The sequence below is a fragment of the Streptococcaceae bacterium ESL0729 genome (genome assembly GCA_029391995.1).
GTDB lineage: Bacteria > Bacillota > Bacilli > Lactobacillales > Streptococcaceae > Floricoccus.
Genome location: CP113924.1, coordinates 882,163 through 905,064, shown reverse-complemented (window position 1 = coordinate 905,064; position 22,902 = coordinate 882,163). Strand labels below are relative to the sequence as shown.

Sequence of the window (22,902 nt, the reverse complement as noted above, 5' to 3'; positions counted from 1 at the left end):
TTTTTTCATTTTTACATAGTAATGAATTTTGGCTTGCTTAGTATTTAAGTAGTTTTTTGCTGGTGTTTGTAAGAGACTGGCAGCCGTCTTTGGTAACATAAACACAGTCCTCGATGCGGACACCAACTTTTCCTGGAATATAGATACCAGGTTCGATTGAAAAACACATACCCTCTTCAATGGTGATATCGTCAACTCCCCCAATTGATGGGAACTCATGGACATCCATTCCAATTCCATGTCCAGTCCTATGATTGAAATATTCCCCGTAGCCAGCTTTTGTAATCACATCACGGGCTACCTTGTCGATTTGATTAGCTGTAACACCTGGTTTTACAAAGTCCATGGCAGCCAGTTGGGCTTCAAGAACGATGTTGTAGATTTCTTGGTCAAAGTCAGAAGGAGTCCCGACAGCGATGGTTCTAGTCGCATCACTTGCATAGCCTTTGTACATGGTACCTAGGTCAAAAAGAAGGAGGCGGTCACGTTCAATTTTGTTAACACCAGGCTCACCGTGTGGGTTTGCTGCATTATCTCCCGTTAAAACCATAGTATCAAAGCTCATTTTTGAAATTCCTAAACGTTTTAACTCATATTCAATCTTTGCAATAACATCCATTTCAGTGGCCTCTGGATTTTCAGCCACAAAGTTGAAACCAATTTCAAAGGCCTTGTCAGCAAAGGCTCCAGATTCCTTCATGATTGCAATCTCTTCAGGGGATTTAATCAGGCGGAGTTTTTGAATGAGTGGGGTAATATTGATGAAGCTGTTGTTGAAAACTGATTGTAGCCCTTCAGATTTTTTAAGGATGATGTCATCATATTCAACAGCAATGCTTTTAATGTCAAAATCAGCCAGATGCTCCTTGATTACCTGCCAAGGATTTTCATTATCTGTATAGCCAAAGACCTCAAAGTCAACAGCCTTTTTAGCAGGCTCAACCTCAAGGGCTGGGGTGAAGAGAATGGGATTTTTATCCTTAAAAATCATAAGGCCCATAATACGCTCATGAGGGTCTGATTCAAATCCTGTCAGATAATTAATGGTTGTAGGATTGGTCAAGAATGTCATGTCACTGTTATTTGCTGCAAGAAAGTCTTGGATTTTTGCAAATTTTTCCTTCATAAATAAGTCTCCTTTAAATATTATTTTTAATTAGCTACCATTATAACATGTAAAAGATAACATTTAAAAATTATTTTATTTTCCATGAAAGAAGGCGAAAAACAAGTTAAAAAAATTACAAGACCAATAGGCTTGAAAATGCTTACATAAATTGTTATACTGTGGTATACGAATCGTTTTCATTGTATTTTCAGTAAACGAGTAGACATTCATCTGAAGGAAGGAAAAGAAAAATGGAAGATACAGCAATTACTATTTATGACGTTGCTCGTGAGGCAAATGTTTCGATGGCAACTGTTAGTCGGGTTGTCAATGGTAATCCAAATGTTAGGGAAACTACCCGTAAGAAGGTTTTGGAGGTAATTGACCGCCTGGACTACAGGCCTAATGCTGTAGCCCGGGGTCTAGCGAGCAAGAAGACAACTACTGTTGGGGTGGTTATTCCAAATATTGCAGATACATATTTTGCCACCCTAGCTCGTGGTATCGACGACATTGCGACTATGTACAACTATAACGCCATTATCGTTAATAGTGACGGGGAAGATAATAAGGAAGTTTATGTTGTTAATACCCTTTTGGCCAAGCAAGTTGACGGGATAATTTTTATGGGTAACCATATTTCTGATCGCGTTAGGGCTGAATTTTCTCGTAGTAGAACACCTGTTGTTCTTGCTGGAACGGTTGACGGGGAAGCCCAATTTGCTTCTGTTAATATCGATTATGAAAAGGCAGCCTTTGATGCAGTAAACAAACTGGCTGTTGCCAATAAGAAGATTGCCTTCATCACAGGTTCCCTCCGTGATGAAATCAATAACGGTCGCCTTCGTGGTTATAAGGATGCCCTAGCCGCAAATGACCTTAAATTTACTGAAGGTCTGGTCTTTGAAAGCAATTATAGCTATGATGCAGGAATTGACATTGCTAAGAGAATTGTAGCCAGTGGAGCTAGTGCAGCTTATCTAGCCAATGATGAGCTTGCTGTGGGGCTTTTAGATGCCTTACTGGACCTTGGTGTAAGCATTCCAGATGATTTTGAGATTATTACAAGTAATAATTCACCTGTAACCAACTATACCCGTCCAGCCATCTCTAGTATCGAGCAACCCCTTTATGACATCGGAGCTGTTTCCATGCGTCTTTTGACCAAATTAATGGGCAAGGAAGAGATTGATGAAAAAACAGTAGTCTTACCGCACGGAATTGCCAACAAGAAAACAACAAAATAATGATAAAAGCTAAGAGGAAGGTTGAGCCTTCTTTTAGCTTTTTTAGGGGCAAATTTAAAGGGACCAGGGCAAAAATATGATAGAATGGGAGCATGAAAATGTTTAAAGTATTATTAGTTGAAGATGATTTAAGTTTATCTAACTCAGTATTTGATTATTTAGATAACTTTGTTGAAGTTACTCAAGTATTTGATGGCGAAGAAGGCCTTTATGAGGCGGAGTCAAAGATTTATGACTTGATTTTGCTTGATTTAATGCTACCTGAAAAAGAAGGATTTGATGTCCTAAAGGAATTAAGAGAGAAGGGAGTAGATACCCCCGTGCTCATCATGACAGCCAAGGAAAGCCTTGATGACAAGATGCACGGCTTTGAAATTGGAGCAGATGATTATCTGACAAAACCCTTCTACCTAGAAGAATTAAAGGCTCGGATTCAGGCTCTTTTAAAGAGGGCTGGAAAATTAGAAAATACTAGCCTGACCTATGGAAACCTTTATGTCAATCCAAGCAACAATACAGTAAAACTTGATGACCAGCCTGTTGAAGTACTGGGAAAAGAATTTGATTTGCTTCTTTATCTCTTGCAAAATCAAAATGTAATTCTTCCCAAGGAGCAAATTTTTGACCGAATTTGGGGCTTTGACAGTGATACAACAATTACCGTGGTTGAGGTCTACATCAGTAAGCTCCGTAAAAAGCTCAAGGATAGCACCTTTGCTAAAAATCTAAATACCCTGCGTAATGTTGGTTATATTTTAAGAGAATATGAAAAAAAATGATTTTAGATCCTTCCTCAATTTCTTTGTCGCCTTCACTGTAATCTTTGTCTTTTTAGGGGCAATAATTATCCAGGTTCTGTTCAGCGGCCTCTATGATTCAACAGATGCTAATATTGAAAAATTATCCTCAAACCCATCACTTTTGGTGTCCATCGCCCTCCAGGCTAATAGTGGCAGTGAGGGTTCAGATGGTCGTTCAAGTGACTTGAAGCCTACAGGGAATTTTGGGACCAATGAAACGATTATCGTTTATGATTCTAAGGGCAATATCTTAAATCCTTCAAGGGCTAGTCTGACTGATACCGTAATTTTTGATTCCATAACCTTTGAGAAATCAAGCCTGAATACCATTAGATCAATTTCCCTGCCCAATCCTTATGGGCCTGAGATGCAGTTTAGAACCAAGACAATCTCAGTCATGGGCTTTAAAAATATCTCCTATATCCAGATTCTTTCATCAACCAACCAGTTGACAGAAAGTTTAAGTAGGAGCAGGATGATTATTATCTGGGTTATGATTGCCTTTTGGTTTGTATCTTTAGTGGCTTCGGTCTACCTGTCCAAGTGGAGTAACCGGATTTTGGTTGATGCCTATGAAAGACAAAAGAGTTTTGTTGAAAATGCTAGTCATGAACTACGGACCCCGCTTGCCATCTTGCAAAACCGCTTGGAGCTCTTGTTTCAACATCCCCAGGCTACCATCATTGAGGAGTCAGAGAATATCTCTGAAAGCTTAAATGAGGTAAGAAATATGCGGATTTTAACCAGCAACCTCCTCAATCTAGCCAAGGGTGATGAGGCTCTTGAAGTCCATCTAACGAGTGTCAACGGAGACTTTTTTGAAAATATTTTTTCAGGCTATGAGATGCTTGCTGAAGATAGGGGCAAGACCTTTGCAAGTACTGTTTCCCTCGCAAATTCAGTCAAGATTGATGAGAGCTTAATCAAGCAGGTACTTACGATTTTATTTGATAATGCCCTTAAATATACTGGGTCAGATGGTCATATTACTGCCAAAGTTACTGAAAAAAACAACTACCTAGTCATGACCATGACTGACAATGGTGAGGGTATAAGTCCTGAAAATAGGGAGAAGATTTTTGATCGCTTCTACAGGGTTGACAAGGCACGGACTCGTGCTACTGGTGGCTTTGGCTTAGGTTTATCTCTAGCCAAACAAATAGTTGACCGCCTGCATGGAAAAATTCAAGTTTCTGAAAATACGCCCAAGGGCTCAAAATTTACAGTTAAGTTAAAGGTATAAAATGACTATTTTTGATCAAATAAAAAACATTGATATGAAAAATCCTTCCCCAATCTACCTGGTTTTTGGTGAAGATGAAAGCATTATGTCAGAAGCCAAGGAAGAGCTTCTTGACAAGGTTGATTACCAGGTCAGTAACCTAAGTCAGATTTACTTGGACTTGGTTGAAGCAGACACAGGTTTTGCCCTAGAAGAATTAGAAAGCCTGCCTTTTTTTGAAGACCAGAGGTTGGTAATCTATGAAAATCTATGGGATATTTCGACTGCCAAGAAGTCTGTCTTTAAGGAAGCTGAACTTTTACAGCTTGAGTCTTATATTGACCATCCTGTTGAGACTACCGTTTTAGTAATCTTTGTTCATGGTAAATTAGACAGTAAAAGAAGAATCGTAAAGAAGTTAAAGCAAAAGGCTGTTTTACTTGAGGCCAAGGCCCTTAGTGAGTATGAGCTGAAAGCCTATTTTATGGCCTACATCAACCAGCTAGGGCTGAAAATTGATGGATCAAACCTAGTCTATCTCTTTGAAAAATCCTCTTATAATTTTTCTTTAATTAAAAGAAATTTGGATTTGGTCAAAATCTACAAGGAAGACATGCAGGTTACAAGAGGTGACCTTGATTTACTTTTACCAAAGACCCTGCAAGATAATATTTTTAGCTTGACTGATATGATTCTAAGTGGCCACGTCCAGGCTGCTAGAAGCCTTATTAGCGATTTGACCCTTCAGGGAGAGGATATAATTAAGCTTTTGGCTATTTTAACCGGTAATTTCCGCTTATTTTATCAGGTCAAGCTTCTTGTAGCCAAGGGTTACGGACAGGAGGAGATGAGGGAGGTTATGAAAATCCACCCCTATAGGATTAAGCTAGCCATAAAAGCAGTTAAGAACCTCTCTTACAAATTTTTGGCTGAGAGCCTAAAGGATTTGATTGACCTTGACTACCAGATAAAAAGTGGAGGAGGGGATAAGGTCTTCTTATTTGATAGCCTGATTATAAAAATGACCTTAAAAATCTAGGCCAGGGATGATGATTTCATCCCTTTTTTTGTATTATAATTAATCAAAAAAAGTTGAATCTTGTTAAAAATTATTTTGTGAGCTTATTATTTGACGATGTGACTGAATTATTAGACAATAAACAAGTAAACGTTTGTAGCATTTTAGGATTTGTTGCTTATCCTTAGCCCTTGTTTACTGTCGCAGTGGCTTCTTTGAACCACGAATACAACAGTTTAACTTTTAATAGTTAGGAATTACTAGGAGGTTTTAGTGAAATTTAAGAATATTTTAGGAGTAGGAGCAATCCTTTTAACAAGTACAGTCTTACTTACTGCATGTTCAACAAAAAGCTCTAAGACTGAAAGCAGCAGTTCAAGTGACAAGGTAACTAAGGTAACAATTGCACAAACAGCTGATTCAAGACCTTATTCATACATGGATGGTGACAAGCTTACAGGTTTTGATATTGAAGTCTTAAAGGCCGTAGATGATGCCCTACCTCAATATGAGTTTGACTATAAAAAAGTCCCAGATGAGACTATTCTGACTGATATTGATACAGGACGTGCCCAGATTGGTGCCAATAACTTTGGTAAGACCGCGGAACGTGAGAAAAAATACTTATTCTCTTATCCAATCTCGCAGAATGTGAACGCTATCTTTTCAAGGAAGGATGAAAATTTCACAAGCATTGCAGATTTAGTCGGTAAAAAAACCTTGGTTCCACCAGGCTCAAACTACGGGGCTATCTATGAACAATGGAACAAGGAAAATCCTGACAAGAAGATTGACTTTTCTTACTCAGAAGACCCACTTAAGGTTAGGATGGAAGCTGTTGAGTCTGGAAAGATTGACTTCATGTTCGCAAGTAAGTCTAACGGAGACCTTCTCCTTAAAAATAATGGCCTTGACCTAGCAAGTAACGTACCTGAGCTTGAAGACTATCCAGTTTTCGCTACCTATGAGTACTTTATTTTAGGTCAAGACGAATCTGACCTGCAAAAGGCAGTCAATACAGAGGTCAAAAAGCTTGCTGAAGACGGAACCCTTAAAAAACTTTCTGAAGAGTTTTACGGGGGCGACTATGTTCCAGCTGCTGATCAATATAAATAATAGGAAATAAAAGAAAAGAGGATATTTATTATGGCATTTACACTACCAGAATTACCATACGCATACGATGCTTTAGAGCCTTACTTTGATGAAGCTACAATGAGACTTCACCATGACAGACATCATCAAACCTATGTCACAAACTTAAATGCAGCCTTGGAAAAACACCAAGACTTAAAGGTTGAAAGCCTAGAAGCATTAATTGAAGACCTTGACATGGTACCTGAGGATATCCGTGGTGCTGTTCGTAATAATGGTGGTGGTCATCTAAATCACTCATTCTTCTGGGAAATTTTGGCTCCAAATGCTGGTGGACCTGCTGATGGTGAAATCGGTGATGCCATTGCTGAAACATTTGGATCATTTGAAGATTTTAAGGAAGCATTCAAGCAAGCAGCAGTTGGCCGCTTTGGTTCTGGTTGGGCTTGGCTTGTAGTTGATGAAGATGGTAACTTAAAAATTACGTCTACTGCCAACCAAGATTCACCAATTACAGACGGACTTACACCAGTTTTAGGTCTTGATGTTTGGGAACATGCTTACTACTTAAAATATCATAATGTACGCCCAGACTATATTGCAGCCTTCTTTGATCTAGTAAATTGGAATAAAGTTAACGAGCTTTACGCAGCAGCAAAATAGTATTTTCTGTAAAAGCACGTCTTGAGGCGTGTTTTTTTGATATAATGTTCTAATGAGCAATTTTCAGACACGAACATCTGTAAATTAGCTTGATTATTTCCACAATTCACTATAAGTGTTTATTAATCGGAAAATGAGAGAGGATACTATGAAATTTACAGATTTTAAACTAAAACCATTTATTAACAAAACCTTAGAGGATATAAACTTTAAGGATGCAACGGCCGTTCAAGAAAAAATTATTCCCTTGATTTTACAGGGGCGAGATGTCATTGGAGAATCAAAGACAGGAAGTGGTAAGACCCACACCTTCTTAATTCCAATCTTCCAAAAGATTAATCCAGAATCTGATACAGTTCAAGCAGTAATTACCGCTCCAAGCCGTGAATTAGCCACTCAAATTTATAATGCAGCCATGAAATTCGTTGAAAATGATGAACGCATTAGGGTGGTTAACTATGTTGGTGGAACTGATAAGAATCGTCAGATTGAAAAATTGACCAACAACCAGCCTCACTTAGTTATTGGGACACCTGGTCGTGTACTTGACCTAGTAAATTCTCAGGCCCTAAAAACTTATACAGCAAGTACTTATGTTGTTGATGAGGCTGATATGACTCTTGACATGGGATTTTTAACAGACGTTGATAAGATTGCAAGTACCTTTGATAAGAAGGTTCAGATGCTTGTCTTTTCAGCAACCATCCCGCAAAAATTACAACCATTTTTGAAAAAATACTTGAACAATCCAGTGGTTGAGAAAATTGCTAGTAAGACCATTATCAGTGATACTATTGACAATTGGATGATTTCAACCAAGGGGAAAAATAACAACAGTCAACTCCTTGAAGTTGTTAAGACCATCAATCCATACCTGGCAATGATTTTTGCCAACACCAAGGAGCGTGCTGATGAGATTCATGCCTTCCTGGTGAATAACGGTCTCAAGGTTGCAAAAATTCATGGGGGGATTCCACCGCGTGAACGTAAGCGTATTATGAAGTCAGTCCAAAATCTTGACTATCAGTATGTGGTAGCAACAGACCTTGCAGCCCGCGGGATTGATATTGAAGGGGTTAGTCATGTTATTAATGATGCCATCCCTCGTGATCTTGAATTCTTCATCCACCGGGTGGGGCGTACTGGCCGTAATGGTCTTTCAGGTACAGCAATCACCCTTTATTCACCGACTGATGATTCTGCCATCCGTGACCTTGAAAAAATGGGCATTAAGTTCCAACCTAAGGTTATTAAAAACGGCGAAATTGTCGACACTTACGACCGTGACCGTCGTGAAAAACGTGAAAAATCAAAACAAGATCTTGATATTACAATGATTGGTCTTGTCAAAAAGAAAAAGAAAAAAGTTAAACCAGGTTATAAGAAAAAAATTGGCTGGGCCATTGACGAGCGTAACAAGAAACAACGTCGTCAAGAACAAAGGGCCCGTGGACGAGCTGAGCGTAAGGCTAAGAAGCAAAGCTTCTAATATCCTGCCCTCAGCCAGATAAGAATAGGGGAAATTTTATGGTTAAAAAGTTTAGAGGCCTAGGTCTTGGTATTGCATTTCTTGCTTTAGGACTCACCTTGACTGCTTGCGGTAAAAATACCAGCAAGGACCAAAACCAGACAAGTGATAAAAAGACCCAGATTGTTGTAGCAACAGACGGTAATACCAAACCCTTTACCTACACAGTCGACGGTAAGGCAACTGGTTATGATGTTGAGCTTGCTCGTAAGGTTTTTGAAAAATTACCTGAATACGATTTAAAGGTTGATGTTACAGATTTTGATGCCATCTCTGTAGGAATTGACTCTGGCCGCTACCAGATGGGGGCAAATAACTTTGCTTGGAATGAAAAAAGGGATGAGAAGTACTATTTTTCATATCCTGTATCTAAGACTAATAATGCTGTAGCAACGCGGGTTGGTGATAATGTATCAACCATCGATGACTTGGCTAATAAGTCTACAGAAGTTTCAACGGGGGTTAACTATACTGACATCCTCCTAGCTTGGAATAAGGAACATCCTGATAAGGAAATCAAGCTTAACTATGTTGACAATATCCCACTAGCTACTCGCTTGGGTAATATTGAAAGTAAGAAAATTGACTTTCTTCTTTATGATGCCATCTCCTTAAATACCGTTATTAAGGAGCAAGGATTCAAACTCCAAGTTAACTCTATTGATTTGAAGGAAGACTTGGGTGTTCATTCTGGTAGGGAGTATTTCCTCTTTGCCAAGACAGATGAAGGACGTGTCCTCCAAGAGAAAGTTAACAAGATTTTAGCTGAATTTGAAGCAGATGGTACCCTTAAAAAGCTATCTGAAGAATTCTTTGCAGGTGATTTTGTGCCAGATGCAAGTGAGTTTAAGTAATTAAGGAGATAATTTATGCAAGGTAAGTATACCTTCCAAGAATTTTGGACCATGTTTTTTGATAAGATATTCAACTGGGATTCCTTTGTTGAAGCTTTTCCAAATGTTATCAGCCGCATACCAGTATCCTTGGAAATAACCTTAATATCTATGTTTTTTGGTCTAATACTTGCCCTAGCTCTGGCTCTTGTAAGTATTAATAAAATACCTGTTTTAAATCAATTGCGGGGACTCTTTGTAAGCTTTATGAGGGGAACTCCCATCTATGTTCAACTACTTTTGACCTATAATGGGATTCCTCTGATTTTAAGGGCCATTAACATGAACTACGGGACGGCCTACAATATAAACAATATCAGTCCCCTTCTTTTCGTTATTTTAACCTTTACCCTCAATGAAGCAGCTTTTAATAGCGAAACCATTCGTTCAGCCATCCAATCAGTGGATAGCGGGCAAATTGAAGCTGCTAAATCGCTTGGGATGACTAATTTTCAAGTTTTCAAGCGGGTAACCTTGCCGGAAGCTGCTACTGTAGCTCTAGCTCCCCTTGGAAATTCCCTAATTGGTCTGTTTAAGGGAACCTCTTTAGCCTTTGTTGCAGGGGTTATTGAAATGACTGCTGAGGCAAAGATTTTAGGAGGTAGTAACTACCGGATTTTTGAAACCTACTTTGCCCTAGCCTTAGTCTACTGGGTCATTAACATTGTTTTTGAAAAGATTATTTCTTTCATTGAAAGAAGGCTTGAGATTTCTGATCCGGAAGTTCCAAGAAAGAAGGGACTCTTTGCTAATCCCTTTGATCATGGAGGTAAGTAAATGATTAAGATAAAAAATTTGAGTAAGAAATTTTCTAATGTTAAGGTTTTAGATGATATTTCCCTCGATGTAAATCAAGGGGATGTCATTGCAATCATTGGTGCCAGTGGTGCCGGTAAATCAACCTTCTTAAGAAGCATTAATTACCTGGAAAAACCAGATTCTGGTCAGGTTGAGATTGATGATTTCAAGGTGGATTTTAAAAAAATTAGCAAGGAAGATATTCTTACCTTAAGAAGAAAAACAGCCATGGTCTTCCAACAATTCAATCTTTTTAAAAGAAGGACAGCCCTTGAAAATGTTATGGAGGGTTTGGTTGTTGTAAAAAAAATGGCCAAGGCAGAGGCTCAAAAACTTGCAGAAGAGGAGCTTGTAAAGGTCAGTATGATTGAAAAGAAGGATTCTTATCCCCAATTTTTATCAGGTGGCCAAAAGCAAAGGGTAGGAATTGCCCGAGCACTTGCCATGAAACCTAAACTCTTACTGCTGGACGAGCCGACAAGTGCCCTCGATCCAGAGCTTGTGGGTGAAGTTCAGGCTTCCATTTTAAGGGCAGCTGAGGAGGGTCAAACCATGATTCTTGTCAGCCATGAGATGGATTTTGTTTACAATGTGGCAACCAGAGTTCTCTTTTTAGAACATGGTAAAATTATTGAAGAGGGAAGTCCTGAGGACGTCTTCAATCATCCTAAAAACCCAAGAACCAAAGAGTTTTTGAATAAAAATATAAATAGTGGTATACTGGATGTTATCGAAGAATAATAAAGGATTTTAAATGTTTTATACAACCCTAACATTATATGTACAGGCCTTTTTAATAACTCTAGTCCTGACCCTAGTTATAAGTCTTATCTACCTACTAGGGTATATGGCACGGGGTGGTCAAAAGAAAACAATTATTCAAAGGCAAAATAAGATACTAGACGTTCTAATGGTGGATGTTTTGACAATACCTGTCCTATCCTTTGCCATTTTAGCGATAATAGTTGTCCTTAAAGCACGTTAGTAAGAAAAAGCTCATTTTGAGCTTTTTCTTTGGTTTTTGGGCCGAGACATATTAGAATATAGGTAAGTTAGGAAGTATTAAACGAAAAGAAGGAGAAAAAATGTACGATACAATTGTAATCGGGGCTGGCCCCGCTGGAATGACCGCAGCTCTTTATGCAGCAAGAAGTAATATGAGCGTTCTTTTATTAGAACAAGGAGCTCCTGGTGGACAGATGAATAATACAGCTGAGATTGAGAACTATCCAGGATTTGATAACATTATGGGTCCTGAGCTATCAATGAAGATGCATGAACCTCTGGCAGGATTGGGTGTCGAAAATGCTTACGGTATTGTAAAGGCAGTAGAAGACTTGGGTGACCACAAGAAGGTTGTAACTGAAGACCGTGAGTATGAAGGTCGTACAGTAATCATCGCAACTGGTGCCAACCATAGGCATTTGAATGTTCCTGGTGAGGAAGAATACGGTGCTCGCGGGGTATCCTACTGTGCTGTTTGTGATGGTGCCTTCTTTAGGAATCAAGACATTATGGTTGTCGGTGGAGGAGATTCTGCCATTGAAGAAGCGATTTTTCTAACTCGTTTTGGTAAATCAGTAACCATTGTTCACCGCCGTGATGAACTTCGTGCCCAAAAAATTATTCAAGAGCGTGCTTTTGCCAATGAAAAAATATCATTTATTTGGGATACTGCCATTGAAAAAATTGAAGGTAATGAAATTAAAATTACCCATGTTGACCTTAAAAACCTTAAAACAGGTGAAATTAGTCAAAAGGATGTGGGCGGCCTCTTTATCTATGTAGGTCTTGATCCAATGACCAAGGCAGTCGAAAATCTAGGCATAACTGATGAAGCTGGCTGGATTATCACTAATGACAAGATGGAGACAGCCATTCCTGGAATTTATGCCATTGGGGATGTTCGTGCCAAGGATCTTCGCCAGATTACAACAGCAGTAGGTGATGGTGCCATTGCTGGCCAACAAGCTTATCATTTTACCAGTAGCTTTTAAGCCTTAAAAATAAGTTTAGACAAAGATACTCAATGGGAATGTTGGGTATCTTTTGATATAATGGAGAAAGATTTTTTGACAAGGAGAAAAAAATGAATCCCTTACTTAAGAATATGAATGATAGACAGGCTGAGGCAGTTAGGACAACTGAAGGTCCCCTTTTAATAATGGCTGGAGCTGGATCTGGAAAGACCCGTGTTCTAACGCACAGGATTGCTTATCTGATTGAGGAAAAACTGGTAAATCCCTGGAATATTTTAGCCATAACCTTTACCAACAAGGCGGCCCGTGAGATGAAGGAGCGGACAGTAGCTCTTACACCGCAAGCCGAAGAATCACTGATTGCCACCTTCCACAGCATGTGTGTGAGAATTTTAAGGCGAGACGCAGACCACATTGGCTATAGTAGGAATTTTACAATCATTGACCCGGGCGAGCAGAAAACCCTGATGAAGCGTATTTTGAAAAATCTTAATTTGGACTCTAAAAAATGGGAACCTAAGAACATTCTTGCAACAATTTCAAATGCTAAAAATGATTTACTAACGGCAGAAGCTTATAGAGACGGGGCTAATAATCTGTATCAAGAGATTGTAGCCAAATGTTATTTGGAATATGACCGCGAGCTTAAACGAAGTGAAACCATGGATTTTGATGACCTGATTATGAACACCTTGAGACTGTTTGACAATAAGGAAGTCCTAGCCTACTATCAAGGTCGCTATCAGTATATCCATGTTGATGAATACCAGGATACCAACCATGCCCAGTATCAGCTGGTCAAGGTCTTGTCTGAGCGTTTTAGGAATATTTGTGTAGTGGGGGATGCTGACCAGTCGATTTATGGTTGGCGGGGAGCTGATATGCAGAATATTTTGGATTTCGAAAAAGACTATCCAGATGCCAAGGTCGTCCTACTTGAGGAGAATTACAGGTCATCAAAAACTATTCTTGAGGCAGCTAATGGTGTCATCAAAAATAACAGCAACCGTAGGGATAAGAAGCTTTGGACCAGTAGGGACGAGGGAGAAAAAATTATCTACAATCGGGCTAGTAATGAGCGGGATGAGTCAAATTTTGTGGCCGACATGATTACACGGGAGTTGAGGGCAAAAGAGGACCGAGATTATAGTGATTTCGCAGTTCTTTATAGGACCAATGCTCAAAGTAGAACCATTGAGGAAGCCTTTCTTAAGTCAAATATCCCCTATACCATGGTGGGTGGAACCAAGTTCTACAGCCGAAAGGAAATTAGGGATTTAATTGCCTACCTTAACATTGTTGCCAATGACCGCGATGACATGAGTTTTGAGCGAGTAATCAATGAGCCCAAAAGAGGAATTGGCCCTGGAAGTATCGAAAAATTACGAGATTTTGCAAGAGCCTATGACTACTCTCTTCTTGAAGCAGGCTTAAATGTTACCTTAAGTGGTCTTAAGGGGAAAGCAGCCCAGGGAATCTATGATTTTTCCGAATTAATAACAGGCTTGAGGGAGAAGATGGATGGCTACTCAATCAGTCAATTAACTGAAGAAATTTTGAACAAGACAGGCTATATGGCCTATTTGGTCAATCAAAATAACCTAGAAAGTCAGGCAAGGATTGAAAACCTGGAAGAATTCTTCACAGTTACCCAAAGTTTTGATGATAAGACAGAAGGTATAGAAGATGAAAGTGGCTTAGAACGCCTCAGCCGCTTCCTAAATGATTTATCCTTGATTGCTGATACAGATAGCTATGAGGAAGAACAAAGCCAGGTTACCCTTATGACCCTCCATGCTGCCAAGGGACTTGAATTCCCAGTGGTCTTCATTATTGGTATGGAAGAGGGAATCTTCCCCCTAAGTAGGGCAAGTGAAGATCCTGATGAGCTTGAGGAGGAGAGACGTCTTGCCTATGTTGGAATTACTAGGGCCGAAGAGCTCCTTTATTTGACCAATGCTTCTAGCAGGCTTATGTACGGTCGTTCAAGCTATAATAGACCCAGCCGCTTTTTGGATGAGATTGACCCAGACCTACTTAGCTATGTCGGTCAGGCTAGGGCAAGCAATGGAAGTAATTCCTTTAATGCCAGCTATCAAAATAGGTCCAAAGATCAATTCGTAAATGGTCGCGGGGTAAGTCTTTCACAAATGATGGCAGGGAAATCTACTTCAAAAAGGCCAGGTGCAAGCAGGCCACTTAGTTCAAGACCAGCTCCTAGTCCTAGTGGAAGTTCGGCAGAAAATCCTACAAGCTGGTCTATTGGCGATAAGGCCGTTCACAAAAAATGGGGTGTAGGGACTGTTCTTGATGTAAAAGGTGAGGGAAGAAGTATGGAGCTTAAAATAGCATTCCCAGAAGTTGGTCTTAAGAGACTTTTAGCCCAGATGGCTCCGATTGAAAAACAAAAATAAAACTAGCTGGATAATAGAAGTTTGTTTTAAACAGGCTTCTAATATCTTCTCGCTATAAAGGAAGAAGTAATGAATGGAATAATCAACCTTTATAAGGAAGCAGGAATGACTTCTCATGATTGCGTCTTTAAACTAAGAAGGATTTTAGCTACAAAAAAAATTGGCCACGGAGGGACACTTGATCCTGATGTTGCGGGAGTTTTACCCATTGCTGTCGGTAAGGCGACCAAGGTGCTTGAATTTATGACCGAGTCAGGTAAGGTCTATGAAGGTGAGGTTACCCTAGGCTTTTCAACAGAAACGGAGGATGCCTCAGGAGCTCTTGTTGAGGAAAAACTCCTCGATACTCCACTTGATGAAGCCTTAATTGACCAAGCCATGGAAGAGTTTGTCGGTGAAATCAAGCAAATTCCCCCTATGTATTCTGCCGTAAAGGTAAATGGTAAAAGGCTGTATGAATATGCTCGTGCAGGACAAGAGGTGGAGCGTCCTATCAGGCAGGCTACTATTTATGACTTTAAAAGAACCAGCCCAGTTACCTATGAAAATGGTCTGGCACGCTTTAGCTTCAGGGTAGCTTGCAGTAAGGGGACTTATGTTAGAACTCTTGCAGTTGATCTGGCTCAAAAACTTGGCTATCCAGGTCACATGTCACGTCTAGTTAGGACGAAAAGTGCAGGACTTGAGCTTGAAAATGCCCATAAACTTCATGAAATCGAAGAATTTATGAACAATGGAACAATCACAAGCCTACTAATGCCCATGGAAGATGGGGTTAGTGATTTAGCTGTCCTTGAAATCAATGATGACCAGTACCAGAAGGTTAGGGTTGGAAAATTTTTAGACCTTGAGGAAGTTCCAGCGGAAGTTGGGCAAAATGGTAATCTTTTAGCTGTCTTCTATCAAGGTCAGCTGGTAGCTATCTACATGCCCCACCCCAATAAGAAGGAATTTTATAAGCCCAAGAAGGTTCTTATAGAAAATTAGGTATAAAAGTAATGGAAGTAATAAAATTAGAGTCAGTCTATGACATTAAAAAAAATAAGGATGGTCTTATCCTGGTTTTGGGATATTTTGACGGCCTACATAGGGGGCATAAAAAACTCTTTGATGAGGCTAAAAAACTAGCCCAGATTTTAAATTTAAAAATCGCTGTTTTGACCTTTCCAGAAAGTCCCAAATTAGCCTTTAGTCGCTTTAGTCCAGACCTTTTATTTCACCTTTCAAGCCGCAAGGACCGCTTGGAAAAATTTGCGGATTTGGGGGTTGATTACCTTTATCTGACTGATTTCACCTCAAATTTTGCCAGTATCAAGGGAGAGGACTTTGTAAAAGACTACCTTGAAGGACTGGGAGCCAAGGTTCTCGTTGCAGGTTTTGATTATAGTTTTGGTCATGAAAAATTGGGGATTGATGATCTGGCTAAAATGTTTAAGGGAAAAACCTATAACATTTCACCAGTTACTGAGGAGCTTGAAGCCTGCGAAAATAAGGCTTTGACCACTAAAATATCCTCATCAAGGATTAGGGATGCCTTAGACTGTGGCAATATAAGACTTGCCAACAAGCTCTTAGGCTATCATTTTAAGAATGAGGGTCTGGTCGTCCACGGAGACGCCAGGGGACGCATGCTGGGTTATCCAACAGCCAATATCGCCCTGACAGAAGCCATAAGGCTTCCAGCTGACGGGGTTTACATTACTGATGTAATCTACAAGGGTCAAATTTTTCGTTCCATGACAAGTGTTGGGAAAAATTCAACCTTTGATGGCCAGGAACTTAGGCTTGAGGTCAATATCTTTGATTTTTCAGGGGACTTGTACGGGGAAAGAATTGAGATTATCTGGCTGGATAGAATCCGTGATATGGTTAAATTTGATGGGATTGACTCCCTAGTTGCCCAATTAGAAGATGATGAAAAGCGAGCTCGCCTATGGGACAAGTAAAGAGTGCCTATGTTCACATTCCCTTTTGTACGCAGATTTGCTACTACTGTGATTTTTCAAAGGTTTTTATTAAAAATCAGCCGGTTGACCAGTACCTAGATTCCTTGATTGAAGAATTTGACTCCTATCAAATTAGGGAGCTTAGAACCCTTTATATTGGAGGAGGTACCCCAACGGCCTTGAATGCAGTCCAGCTTGATAGGCTAATTAAGGGTCTTACTAAAAATCTTGATTTAAGTAAGCTTGAAGAATTTACGGTTGAAGCCAATCCTGGAGACCTTGATGATGAAAGGATAGCTGTCTTGGCTCAGAGCCCCGTAAATAGGATTTCCCTTGGGGTTCAAACCTTTAATGATAAGCTCCTTAAAAAAATTGGCCGCAGTCATACGGCCCGTGATGTTTATGAAAATATTGCCCTCCTTAGGGAAAATGGCTTTGAAAATATCTCAATTGACCTTATTTATGCCCTACCTGGTCAAAGCTTTGATCAGGTTAAGGATGATTTGGACAAGCTTCTTGAGCTTAATCTGCCCCATGTGGCTCTTTATAGCCTAATCCTTGAAAATCATACTATTTTTATGAATAGGATGAGAAGGGGGAAGCTTAACCTTCCTAGTGAGGATACTGATGCTGAGATGTACCAGTATATTATTGACCAGCTTGAGCTTGCGGGTTACGACCACTATGAGGTATCTAACTTTTCTAGGCCAGGCTTTGAAAGTAAGCACAATTTGGTTTACTGGAATAATGAAGAATATTACGGGATTGGGGCTGGTGCTAGTGGCTTTTTAGCTAATGTTCGGTATAAAAACTATGGCCCAGTCCATCATTATCTGGCCCATGATAGGAAGGTTGTTACAGAAGAGCCCCTTGATAAGAAGGCTCAGATGGAAGAGGAGATGTTCCTTGGCCTAAGAAAGAAATCAGGGGTCAGCATTAAAAACTTTGAAAGTAAGTTTGAGACAAATTTTGATCAACTTTTTGGTCAAGAGGTTGCAAGGCTTAGGAGGGAAGAACTTCTTGATTTAGACGATGATAGGATTTTCATGACCAAGAAGGGATTTCTTCTTGGAAATGAAGTCTTTGAGAGTTTTTTACTTGATTAATCAACTTGTAATATTTTGATACATGTAATCAATTGTTTTGATAAAAAGCCTACCTTATTTTATGGTAGACTTAATGCTGGTATGTAAATTCAAGATTGGTTGTTTAAGTATGTTCAAAACTTTTTTCGATAAAATTTTAAAAATATTTGTTATTGGTCTTTTATTAATTTTTGCCTTTAATAAATTTATCAGGCCAAAATTTAATCTATCAGGAGGTGGTAATTTTTTACCTGCTCTTGCAGGTGAGAATCAGCCTAAAAATCCTGCCCCTACAAGGCCAATACTTGATTTATCAGGTTGGCAGCTTCCAAGTCAGATTGATTATGACCTGTTGAGCCAGCAGATATCTGGTGCCATTGTGCGTGTCCAACACGGCGGGGAAAACCAGCAGGTCAATGCGGCAGCTTACACCAATGGGGAAGATAAATCCTACCAGACCCATATTACAGAGCTTCAAAGGCGGAATGTTCCTGTCGCCGTTTATGCCTATGTAAGTGGGACGAGCCTTGAAGACATGAGGCAGGAGGCCCGTGATTTTTATGAAAGAGCCGCTGATTTTTCACCGAGCTTTTGGTGGCTAGATGTTGAAGAGGAGACCATGGATGACATGAATGCAGGTATTGAGGCCTTCAGGTCAGAGCTTGCAAGTCTTGGGGTCACAAATATTGGTATCTACAGCCAGGACTGGTTTTTAGAAAACCAGGATATTGAGCTAGCTGGATTTAAGGCCCTTTGGTTTGCCCACTACGGAGCTGATACGGGAAGTCTTGATTCAAGACCCGATACCTTTAAGGATTATGCCCTTCATCAGTATACATCTAAGGGACGTCTTCTTGGCTTTGACCATGATTTAGACCTAAATCAAGCCAGTAGCATGGAAGCCTACCAGCAAATATTTTTAAATAATTAAGGGATGGATTTATCCATCTTTTTCTATATAATAATAAGCTTTAATGACTTGTAGAAGCTAGGATTTTAAGGCTAATTTATCAGCCTAAGACAGTTTGTATGATTTATGTTAGAATTAAGGCTAGAAAGTGAGAGGTTAAATGGGATTAAAGTATTCTAAAGATTACCAAGTTTCTTATTTTGATACAGATGTTAATGGCAATATGAAATTGCCTCATATCATGAGTGTAGCCCTTGAAGTATCAGGGGAGCATGGTAGAATGTTGGGTAGAAGTGATAGCTATATGCTTGAAGAGTATGGCTGTGGTTGGATTGTCCTTGAATATCGTTTTGAGATTAGCCGTATGCCCCAGCATGATGAAATTGTAAAAATTGAAACTGAAGCAACAAAATTTAACAAATTTTTTACCTACAGGGAATTTACCTATTATGATGCAGATGGTCAGGAATTGGTCAAAATTCATTCGACCTGGTCGCTAATGGACCTTGCAAGTAGAAAAATTGTTAATATTACTGATGAGATTGTTGAGCCTTATCAGGCTGAGAAGATAAATACGATTATTCGCGGCAACAAGTACAGGAAGATTTCTGAGATTAGCCTAGAACAAGAGTATAATGTCCGCTTTTATGACCTTGATATTAATGGTCATGTTAACAACACCATCTACTTTGATTGGATGCTTGATGTACTGGATCGTGACTTTTTAACAAATTATGAGCCCAAGCTACTTCATTTTAAGTATCTCAAGGAGATTCATTATGGTAGCAGGGTTAAGAGTCAGGTGCTGTTTGAAGAGGATGATTTAGTAAGCTACCATGAAATTGGTTCAAATGATGAAAAAAATGCCCAGGCAGAAATAATTTGGAGAAGAAGAAATAATGAAGTATAAAGGTTACCTCCTGGATTTAGACGGGACTATTTACCTAGGAAATGAAAAAATTGAAGCTGGAACAGCCTTTGTTCACAGCTTGCAAGAAAACAATATCCCCCACCTTTTTGTAACTAATAATACAACCAAGACGCCTGAAGAGGTTAAAAGTCGCCTGGATCAATTATTTGATATAAAAACAGACCTTGAGACCATTTATACAGCAAGTCTTGCGACTGTTGACTATATGGATGAGTTAGATCTTGCAAAGACTGTCTATGTGATTGGTGAAAAAGGGCTTAAGGAGGCTATCTATAGTAGGGGTTATGTAGAAGACACAGAAAATCCAGCCTATGTTGTGGTGGGACTTGATACAGAGATTACCTACGAAAAACTAACCCTTGCCACCCTTGCCATTGAAAATGGTGCAATCTTTATCGGGACAAATCCAGATCTTAATATCCCGACTGAAAGGGGACTTTTGCCTGGTGCAGGAAGCCTACTTAAACTACTTGAAGCAGCAACCCGCGTTGAGCCAACAATTATTGGAAAACCTCAAGCAATTATTATGGATAAGGCCATTGAAAGAATTGGTCTGCCCAAGGAAGATTTAATTATGGTAGGAGATAATTATCTGACTGATATTAGGGCAGGGATCAATGCCCAAATGGATACCATGCTTGTTTTGACTGGCTTTACCAAAAGGGAGGATCTGGGCGACTTACCTGTAACCCCTAGCCATGTTTTAAACAGTTTGGATGAGTGGAGTTTTTAGGATTTATTTTTAAGATTTAAAAGATTTAGGAGGAGTTTATGAGAGTTTATCAAAAACCTATTCCCAAGGCAGATGACGATGACGAGGATATAGATAGATTGAGTTATTGGACTGGGAAGGGGGAAATGTTCCTTGAAAAATAGCATTAAATTGATTTTTACCATATTATTCGTAATTTCATTTTCCGTTTGCCTGACAATTATTCTAGCCATTCCCCTTTATAGGTTTGATATCAATCATCTGAAAATAACCGAGTATGCCTATCAAACCAAGAAGACCCTAATGGATAATTTTACAGTACTTATGAAATATCTCTTAAATCCCACTGTTAACAAGCTTAACATGCCAGATTTTAAGAGTTCAAAAGAGGGTCTTAAGCACTTTAAGGATGTGAAGAACCTTTTCCAGCTGACCTTCATCATTATGCTGGTAAGTTTTCCCTTCTTCCTATCATTTATTAGGTTTAGGCTTAGTTTGAGCTACCGCGGTATCTTGAAATTATTCCTCTACCTTCCCTTATTTTTGGGAGTTTTTGCCCTTTTTAATGGATTTGATTCAATCTTTATTGGCTTCCATAAACTTGCCTTTTCTGATGATACCTGGATGTTTAATCCCTATACTGATCCTGTGATTACCATCCTTCCAGAGACATATTTCATGCATTGTTTCATCATTTTTGTCTTAATTTACTTGCTCATTTTTTACGGCCTTTATAAGTCAGCAGAAAGAAGAATGAGAACAATAAAAAAAACTAGCTAGCAGGCTAGTTTTTTATTGTTTTTGGGTATTTTAGGGAATTAATTTCGTATGGATAGATATATACGCTTTACTTGAAAGGAATAATTTTTATGTATAAGGTAAGGAAAAGTCTAAAACTCTTAAGACCCAGGGAAAGATTAGCCGCTAAGGGGGCTGAAAAACTTAGTGAACAGGAGTTACTAGCAATCATCTTAAGGACGGGCACCAAGGAGCTGTCAGCCACCCAGCTTGCTGATCAAATTCTCAAGCATTTTGAAAGTCTTTTTGCCCTTAAGAAGGCCACAGTTGAGGAACTCCAAAAGATTAAGGGAATTGGCCCAGCCAAGGCCATTGAGATTCAGGCTATGGTTGAGCTTGGTAAGAGAATTCAGCTGTCTGAGGTGAAAAAATACGGCTCTATCCTTAATAGTCACAGCCTTGGCAATCTTTTGGTCGAAGAGCTTAGTGACCTGGAGCAGGAGCATTTGATAACCCTTTATTTGGATACTAAAAATAATATTATTCGTAAGAAGGTCATCTTTATTGGGACAGTCAACTCCTCAACAGCCAATCCAAGGGAGATTCTTTACTATGCCTGTAAGTATATGGCCACAAGTATCATAATCTCCCACAACCATCCCTCAGGCGACTCAACTCCCAGCAGTCAAGACCATGCCTTTACAGAAAAAATAAGCCAGGCCTGTGACCTGGTTGGGATTAATCTTTTGGATCATATTGTAGTTGGAAGTACAGGATATTATAGCTACAGGGAGAACAAGAGACTTCCATAAAAAAGACCATCTTATGATGATCTTTAAATCTTATTGGACATCCTTATTTCTCATGAAGAAAAGCAGGGTTTGTAATTCACTAGTTAAATCAACTGACTGCACGATAACATCGTCTGGCACTTCCAAGCGTCTTGGGGCAAAGTTTAAAATTCCTTTGATACCAGCGTCGATTAAAAGGTTGGCAGCTTCTTGGGCCTTTTCGCTTTGAACTGATAAGATGGCGGTTTCAATCCCATCTTTTTCAAGGTTCTTTTTAATGTCTGAAATATTGTAGATGGGAATACCATCATCTGTTGTTGTTCCAACAAGAGGATTTCCAGCGATGTCGTAGGCTTGGGTAATTCTCATCTTGTTACGATCGTGGAAGCGGTAGTGGATGAGGGCACGTCCAAGATTTCCCACACCGACAAGGGCAATGTTCGTTTCCTGGCCATCATTTAAAAGCTCAGCAAAAAAATCGCGTAGGACCTTTGTTTCATAACCGTAACCACGGCGTCCTAGCTCACCAAAATAAGAAAAGTCCCTACGGACGGTTGCTGAGTCAACTCCTAGACTGTCTGCAATTTGACGCGAGTTTGTTCGCTCAATATTACCATTATATAATTTTTTGAAAAGACGGTAATAAGCAGGCAAACGTTTAGCAGTTGCTTTTGGTAAGACTTCATTGTTTTTAGTTTTTGTTTGCATAATATCCTCCTGTGATTCTCCTAACCATAATAACAAAAGTTTGTGTATTATACAAATGTTAAAACCAGACTTTCAATTATATCCTAAAAAAAAAGTGAATGCAAGAAATTGTGGGTTTAAAAGGTGTTCTAAATTCACCAAATTTGTTTTCATGAAATCTTTCAAGAAAATTTCTGAAACCCTTATAAAATAAGGGCTTTCTTACATTTCATAAGACAAAAAATATTAGGTAATTGTTAAAATAAGTTTATAATATTTAAAATAATTCACAATATCAATTATAAGATAGTTAATTAAACAATCTATTAAAATTAAT

The 22,902-nt window shown here is 39.2% G+C and carries 23 protein-coding genes; 21 read left to right on the top strand and 2 right to left on the bottom strand.

Translation table 11 applies throughout. The features are described 5' to 3' along the window. Positions 1-37: 37 nt before the first annotated feature. Complete coding sequence (locus OZX68_04535; protein WEV60196.1) at positions 38-1,126, bottom strand: Xaa-Pro peptidase family protein; 1,089 nt, start codon at positions 1,124-1,126, stop codon at positions 38-40. 233 nt (positions 1,127-1,359) lie between these two features. On the opposite strand from OZX68_04535, the gene ccpA reads away from it, so the two are divergent. The 21 genes from ccpA (at position 1,360) to radC (ending at position 21,899) form a co-directional block, all read left to right on the top strand. Continuing rightward, on the top strand, positions 1,360-2,355 hold the full coding sequence (gene ccpA, locus OZX68_04530) for a catabolite control protein A (protein WEV60195.1): 996 nt from the start codon (positions 1,360-1,362) through the stop codon (positions 2,353-2,355). Positions 2,356-2,453: 98 nt separating this feature from the next. After that, the gene (locus OZX68_04525; GenBank protein ID WEV60194.1) at positions 2,454-3,134 is read left to right on the top strand and encodes a response regulator transcription factor; all 681 of its coding nucleotides are present in this window, start codon (positions 2,454-2,456) and stop codon (positions 3,132-3,134) included. Continuing rightward, positions 3,121-4,398: a HAMP domain-containing sensor histidine kinase gene (locus OZX68_04520; GenBank protein WEV60193.1), complete on the top strand. Its 1,278-nt coding sequence runs from the start codon at positions 3,121-3,123 to the stop codon at positions 4,396-4,398. Before OZX68_04525 ends, OZX68_04520 begins: the two co-directional genes overlap by 14 nt. Position 4,399: 1 nt before the next feature. Beyond that, positions 4,400-5,416 (top strand): DNA polymerase III subunit delta, encoded by a 1,017-nt coding sequence (holA, locus tag OZX68_04515; GenBank protein WEV60192.1) that lies wholly within the window; start codon positions 4,400-4,402, stop codon positions 5,414-5,416. Positions 5,417-5,668: 252 nt separating this feature from the next. Next, a complete protein-coding gene (locus OZX68_04510) occupies positions 5,669-6,511 on the top strand; it encodes a transporter substrate-binding domain-containing protein (GenBank protein ID WEV60191.1) in 843 nt (280 codons plus the stop codon). A gap of 30 nt (positions 6,512-6,541) precedes the next feature. Then, the gene (locus OZX68_04505) at positions 6,542-7,153 is read left to right on the top strand and encodes a superoxide dismutase (protein ID WEV60190.1); all 612 of its coding nucleotides are present in this window, start codon (positions 6,542-6,544) and stop codon (positions 7,151-7,153) included. A 148-nt stretch (positions 7,154-7,301) separates the two neighbouring features. Continuing rightward, positions 7,302-8,642, top strand: a complete 1,341-nt coding sequence (locus OZX68_04500) for a DEAD/DEAH box helicase (protein ID WEV60189.1) — start codon at positions 7,302-7,304, stop codon at positions 8,640-8,642. 38 nt (positions 8,643-8,680) lie between these two features. Further along, complete coding sequence (locus tag OZX68_04495) at positions 8,681-9,535, top strand: transporter substrate-binding domain-containing protein (protein WEV60188.1); 855 nt, start codon at positions 8,681-8,683, stop codon at positions 9,533-9,535. Between the two features lie 15 nt (positions 9,536-9,550). Continuing rightward, complete coding sequence (locus OZX68_04490; GenBank protein WEV60187.1) at positions 9,551-10,351, top strand: amino acid ABC transporter permease; 801 nt, start codon at positions 9,551-9,553, stop codon at positions 10,349-10,351. Next, positions 10,352-11,113 carry an amino acid ABC transporter ATP-binding protein gene (locus tag OZX68_04485; GenBank protein ID WEV60186.1) on the top strand — a complete coding sequence of 254 codons (762 nt, stop codon included), beginning with the start codon at positions 10,352-10,354 and terminating at the stop codon, positions 11,111-11,113. Between the two features lie 13 nt (positions 11,114-11,126). After that, positions 11,127-11,357, top strand: coding sequence for a DUF4059 family protein (locus tag OZX68_04480; protein WEV60185.1), 231 nt, complete (start codon positions 11,127-11,129; stop codon positions 11,355-11,357). Positions 11,358-11,457: 100 nt separating this feature from the next. Continuing rightward, on the top strand, positions 11,458-12,369 hold the full coding sequence (gene trxB, locus OZX68_04475) for a thioredoxin-disulfide reductase (protein WEV60184.1): 912 nt from the start codon (positions 11,458-11,460) through the stop codon (positions 12,367-12,369). Between the two features lie 92 nt (positions 12,370-12,461). After that, entirely contained in the window at positions 12,462-14,765 is a 2,304-nt protein-coding gene (pcrA, locus tag OZX68_04470) for a DNA helicase PcrA (GenBank protein ID WEV60183.1), read from the top strand. A gap of 69 nt (positions 14,766-14,834) precedes the next feature. Continuing rightward, the gene (truB, locus tag OZX68_04465) at positions 14,835-15,752 is read left to right on the top strand and encodes a tRNA pseudouridine(55) synthase TruB (GenBank protein WEV60182.1); all 918 of its coding nucleotides are present in this window, start codon (positions 14,835-14,837) and stop codon (positions 15,750-15,752) included. Between the two features lie 11 nt (positions 15,753-15,763). After that, positions 15,764-16,711, top strand: a complete 948-nt coding sequence (locus OZX68_04460) for a bifunctional riboflavin kinase/FAD synthetase (protein ID WEV60181.1) — start codon at positions 15,764-15,766, stop codon at positions 16,709-16,711. After that, positions 16,699-17,817: a radical SAM family heme chaperone HemW gene (hemW, locus tag OZX68_04455; protein WEV60180.1), complete on the top strand. Its 1,119-nt coding sequence runs from the start codon at positions 16,699-16,701 to the stop codon at positions 17,815-17,817. Before OZX68_04460 ends, hemW begins: the two co-directional genes overlap by 13 nt. 109 nt (positions 17,818-17,926) lie before the next feature. Next, positions 17,927-18,727 (top strand): glycoside hydrolase family 25 protein, encoded by an 801-nt coding sequence (locus OZX68_04450; GenBank protein WEV60179.1) that lies wholly within the window; start codon positions 17,927-17,929, stop codon positions 18,725-18,727. A 139-nt stretch (positions 18,728-18,866) separates the two neighbouring features. Next, positions 18,867-19,616, top strand: a complete 750-nt coding sequence (locus tag OZX68_04445) for a thioesterase (protein WEV60178.1) — start codon at positions 18,867-18,869, stop codon at positions 19,614-19,616. Then, positions 19,606-20,370, top strand: coding sequence for a TIGR01457 family HAD-type hydrolase (locus OZX68_04440; protein ID WEV60177.1), 765 nt, complete (start codon positions 19,606-19,608; stop codon positions 20,368-20,370). The genes OZX68_04445 and OZX68_04440 overlap by 11 nt, the downstream gene beginning before the upstream one ends. Positions 20,371-20,502: 132 nt before the next feature. Continuing rightward, positions 20,503-21,129 carry a TIGR01906 family membrane protein gene (locus OZX68_04435; protein ID WEV60176.1) on the top strand — a complete coding sequence of 209 codons (627 nt, stop codon included), beginning with the start codon at positions 20,503-20,505 and terminating at the stop codon, positions 21,127-21,129. Positions 21,130-21,218: 89 nt separating this feature from the next. Beyond that, entirely contained in the window at positions 21,219-21,899 is a 681-nt protein-coding gene (gene radC / locus OZX68_04430; GenBank protein ID WEV60175.1) for a DNA repair protein RadC, read from the top strand. 30 nt (positions 21,900-21,929) lie between these two features. On the opposite strand, the gene OZX68_04425 is transcribed toward radC, so the two are convergent. Continuing rightward, entirely contained in the window at positions 21,930-22,586 is a 657-nt protein-coding gene (locus tag OZX68_04425; GenBank protein WEV60174.1) for a redox-sensing transcriptional repressor Rex, read from the bottom strand. Positions 22,587-22,902: the final 316 nt, after the last annotated feature.

What these genes read in the sequence shown, in the direction of transcription:
- OZX68_04535 (WEV60196.1), bottom strand. Translation starts at nt 1,126, where the DNA reads ATGAAGGAAAAATTTGCAAAAATCCAAGACTTTCTTGCAGCAAATAAC.
- ccpA (WEV60195.1), top strand. Translation starts at nt 1,360, where the DNA reads ATGGAAGATACAGCAATTACTATTTATGACGTTGCTCGTGAGGCAAAT.
- OZX68_04525 (WEV60194.1), top strand. Translation starts at nt 2,454, where the DNA reads ATGTTTAAAGTATTATTAGTTGAAGATGATTTAAGTTTATCTAACTCA.
- OZX68_04520 (WEV60193.1), top strand. Translation starts at nt 3,121, where the DNA reads ATGAAAAAAAATGATTTTAGATCCTTCCTCAATTTCTTTGTCGCCTTC.
- holA (WEV60192.1), top strand. Translation starts at nt 4,400, where the DNA reads ATGACTATTTTTGATCAAATAAAAAACATTGATATGAAAAATCCTTCC.
- OZX68_04505 (WEV60190.1), top strand. Translation starts at nt 6,542, where the DNA reads ATGGCATTTACACTACCAGAATTACCATACGCATACGATGCTTTAGAG.
- OZX68_04500 (WEV60189.1), top strand. Translation starts at nt 7,302, where the DNA reads ATGAAATTTACAGATTTTAAACTAAAACCATTTATTAACAAAACCTTA.
- OZX68_04495 (WEV60188.1), top strand. Translation starts at nt 8,681, where the DNA reads ATGGTTAAAAAGTTTAGAGGCCTAGGTCTTGGTATTGCATTTCTTGCT.
- OZX68_04490 (WEV60187.1), top strand. Translation starts at nt 9,551, where the DNA reads ATGCAAGGTAAGTATACCTTCCAAGAATTTTGGACCATGTTTTTTGAT.
- OZX68_04485 (WEV60186.1), top strand. Translation starts at nt 10,352, where the DNA reads ATGATTAAGATAAAAAATTTGAGTAAGAAATTTTCTAATGTTAAGGTT.
- OZX68_04480 (WEV60185.1), top strand. Translation starts at nt 11,127, where the DNA reads ATGTTTTATACAACCCTAACATTATATGTACAGGCCTTTTTAATAACT.
- trxB (WEV60184.1), top strand. Translation starts at nt 11,458, where the DNA reads ATGTACGATACAATTGTAATCGGGGCTGGCCCCGCTGGAATGACCGCA.
- pcrA (WEV60183.1), top strand. Translation starts at nt 12,462, where the DNA reads ATGAATCCCTTACTTAAGAATATGAATGATAGACAGGCTGAGGCAGTT.
- truB (WEV60182.1), top strand. Translation starts at nt 14,835, where the DNA reads ATGAATGGAATAATCAACCTTTATAAGGAAGCAGGAATGACTTCTCAT.
- OZX68_04460 (WEV60181.1), top strand. Translation starts at nt 15,764, where the DNA reads ATGGAAGTAATAAAATTAGAGTCAGTCTATGACATTAAAAAAAATAAG.
- hemW (WEV60180.1), top strand. Translation starts at nt 16,699, where the DNA reads ATGGGACAAGTAAAGAGTGCCTATGTTCACATTCCCTTTTGTACGCAG.
- OZX68_04450 (WEV60179.1), top strand. Translation starts at nt 17,927, where the DNA reads ATGTTCAAAACTTTTTTCGATAAAATTTTAAAAATATTTGTTATTGGT.
- OZX68_04445 (WEV60178.1), top strand. Translation starts at nt 18,867, where the DNA reads ATGGGATTAAAGTATTCTAAAGATTACCAAGTTTCTTATTTTGATACA.
- OZX68_04440 (WEV60177.1), top strand. Translation starts at nt 19,606, where the DNA reads ATGAAGTATAAAGGTTACCTCCTGGATTTAGACGGGACTATTTACCTA.
- radC (WEV60175.1), top strand. Translation starts at nt 21,219, where the DNA reads ATGTATAAGGTAAGGAAAAGTCTAAAACTCTTAAGACCCAGGGAAAGA.
- OZX68_04425 (WEV60174.1), bottom strand. Translation starts at nt 22,586, where the DNA reads ATGCAAACAAAAACTAAAAACAATGAAGTCTTACCAAAAGCAACTGCT.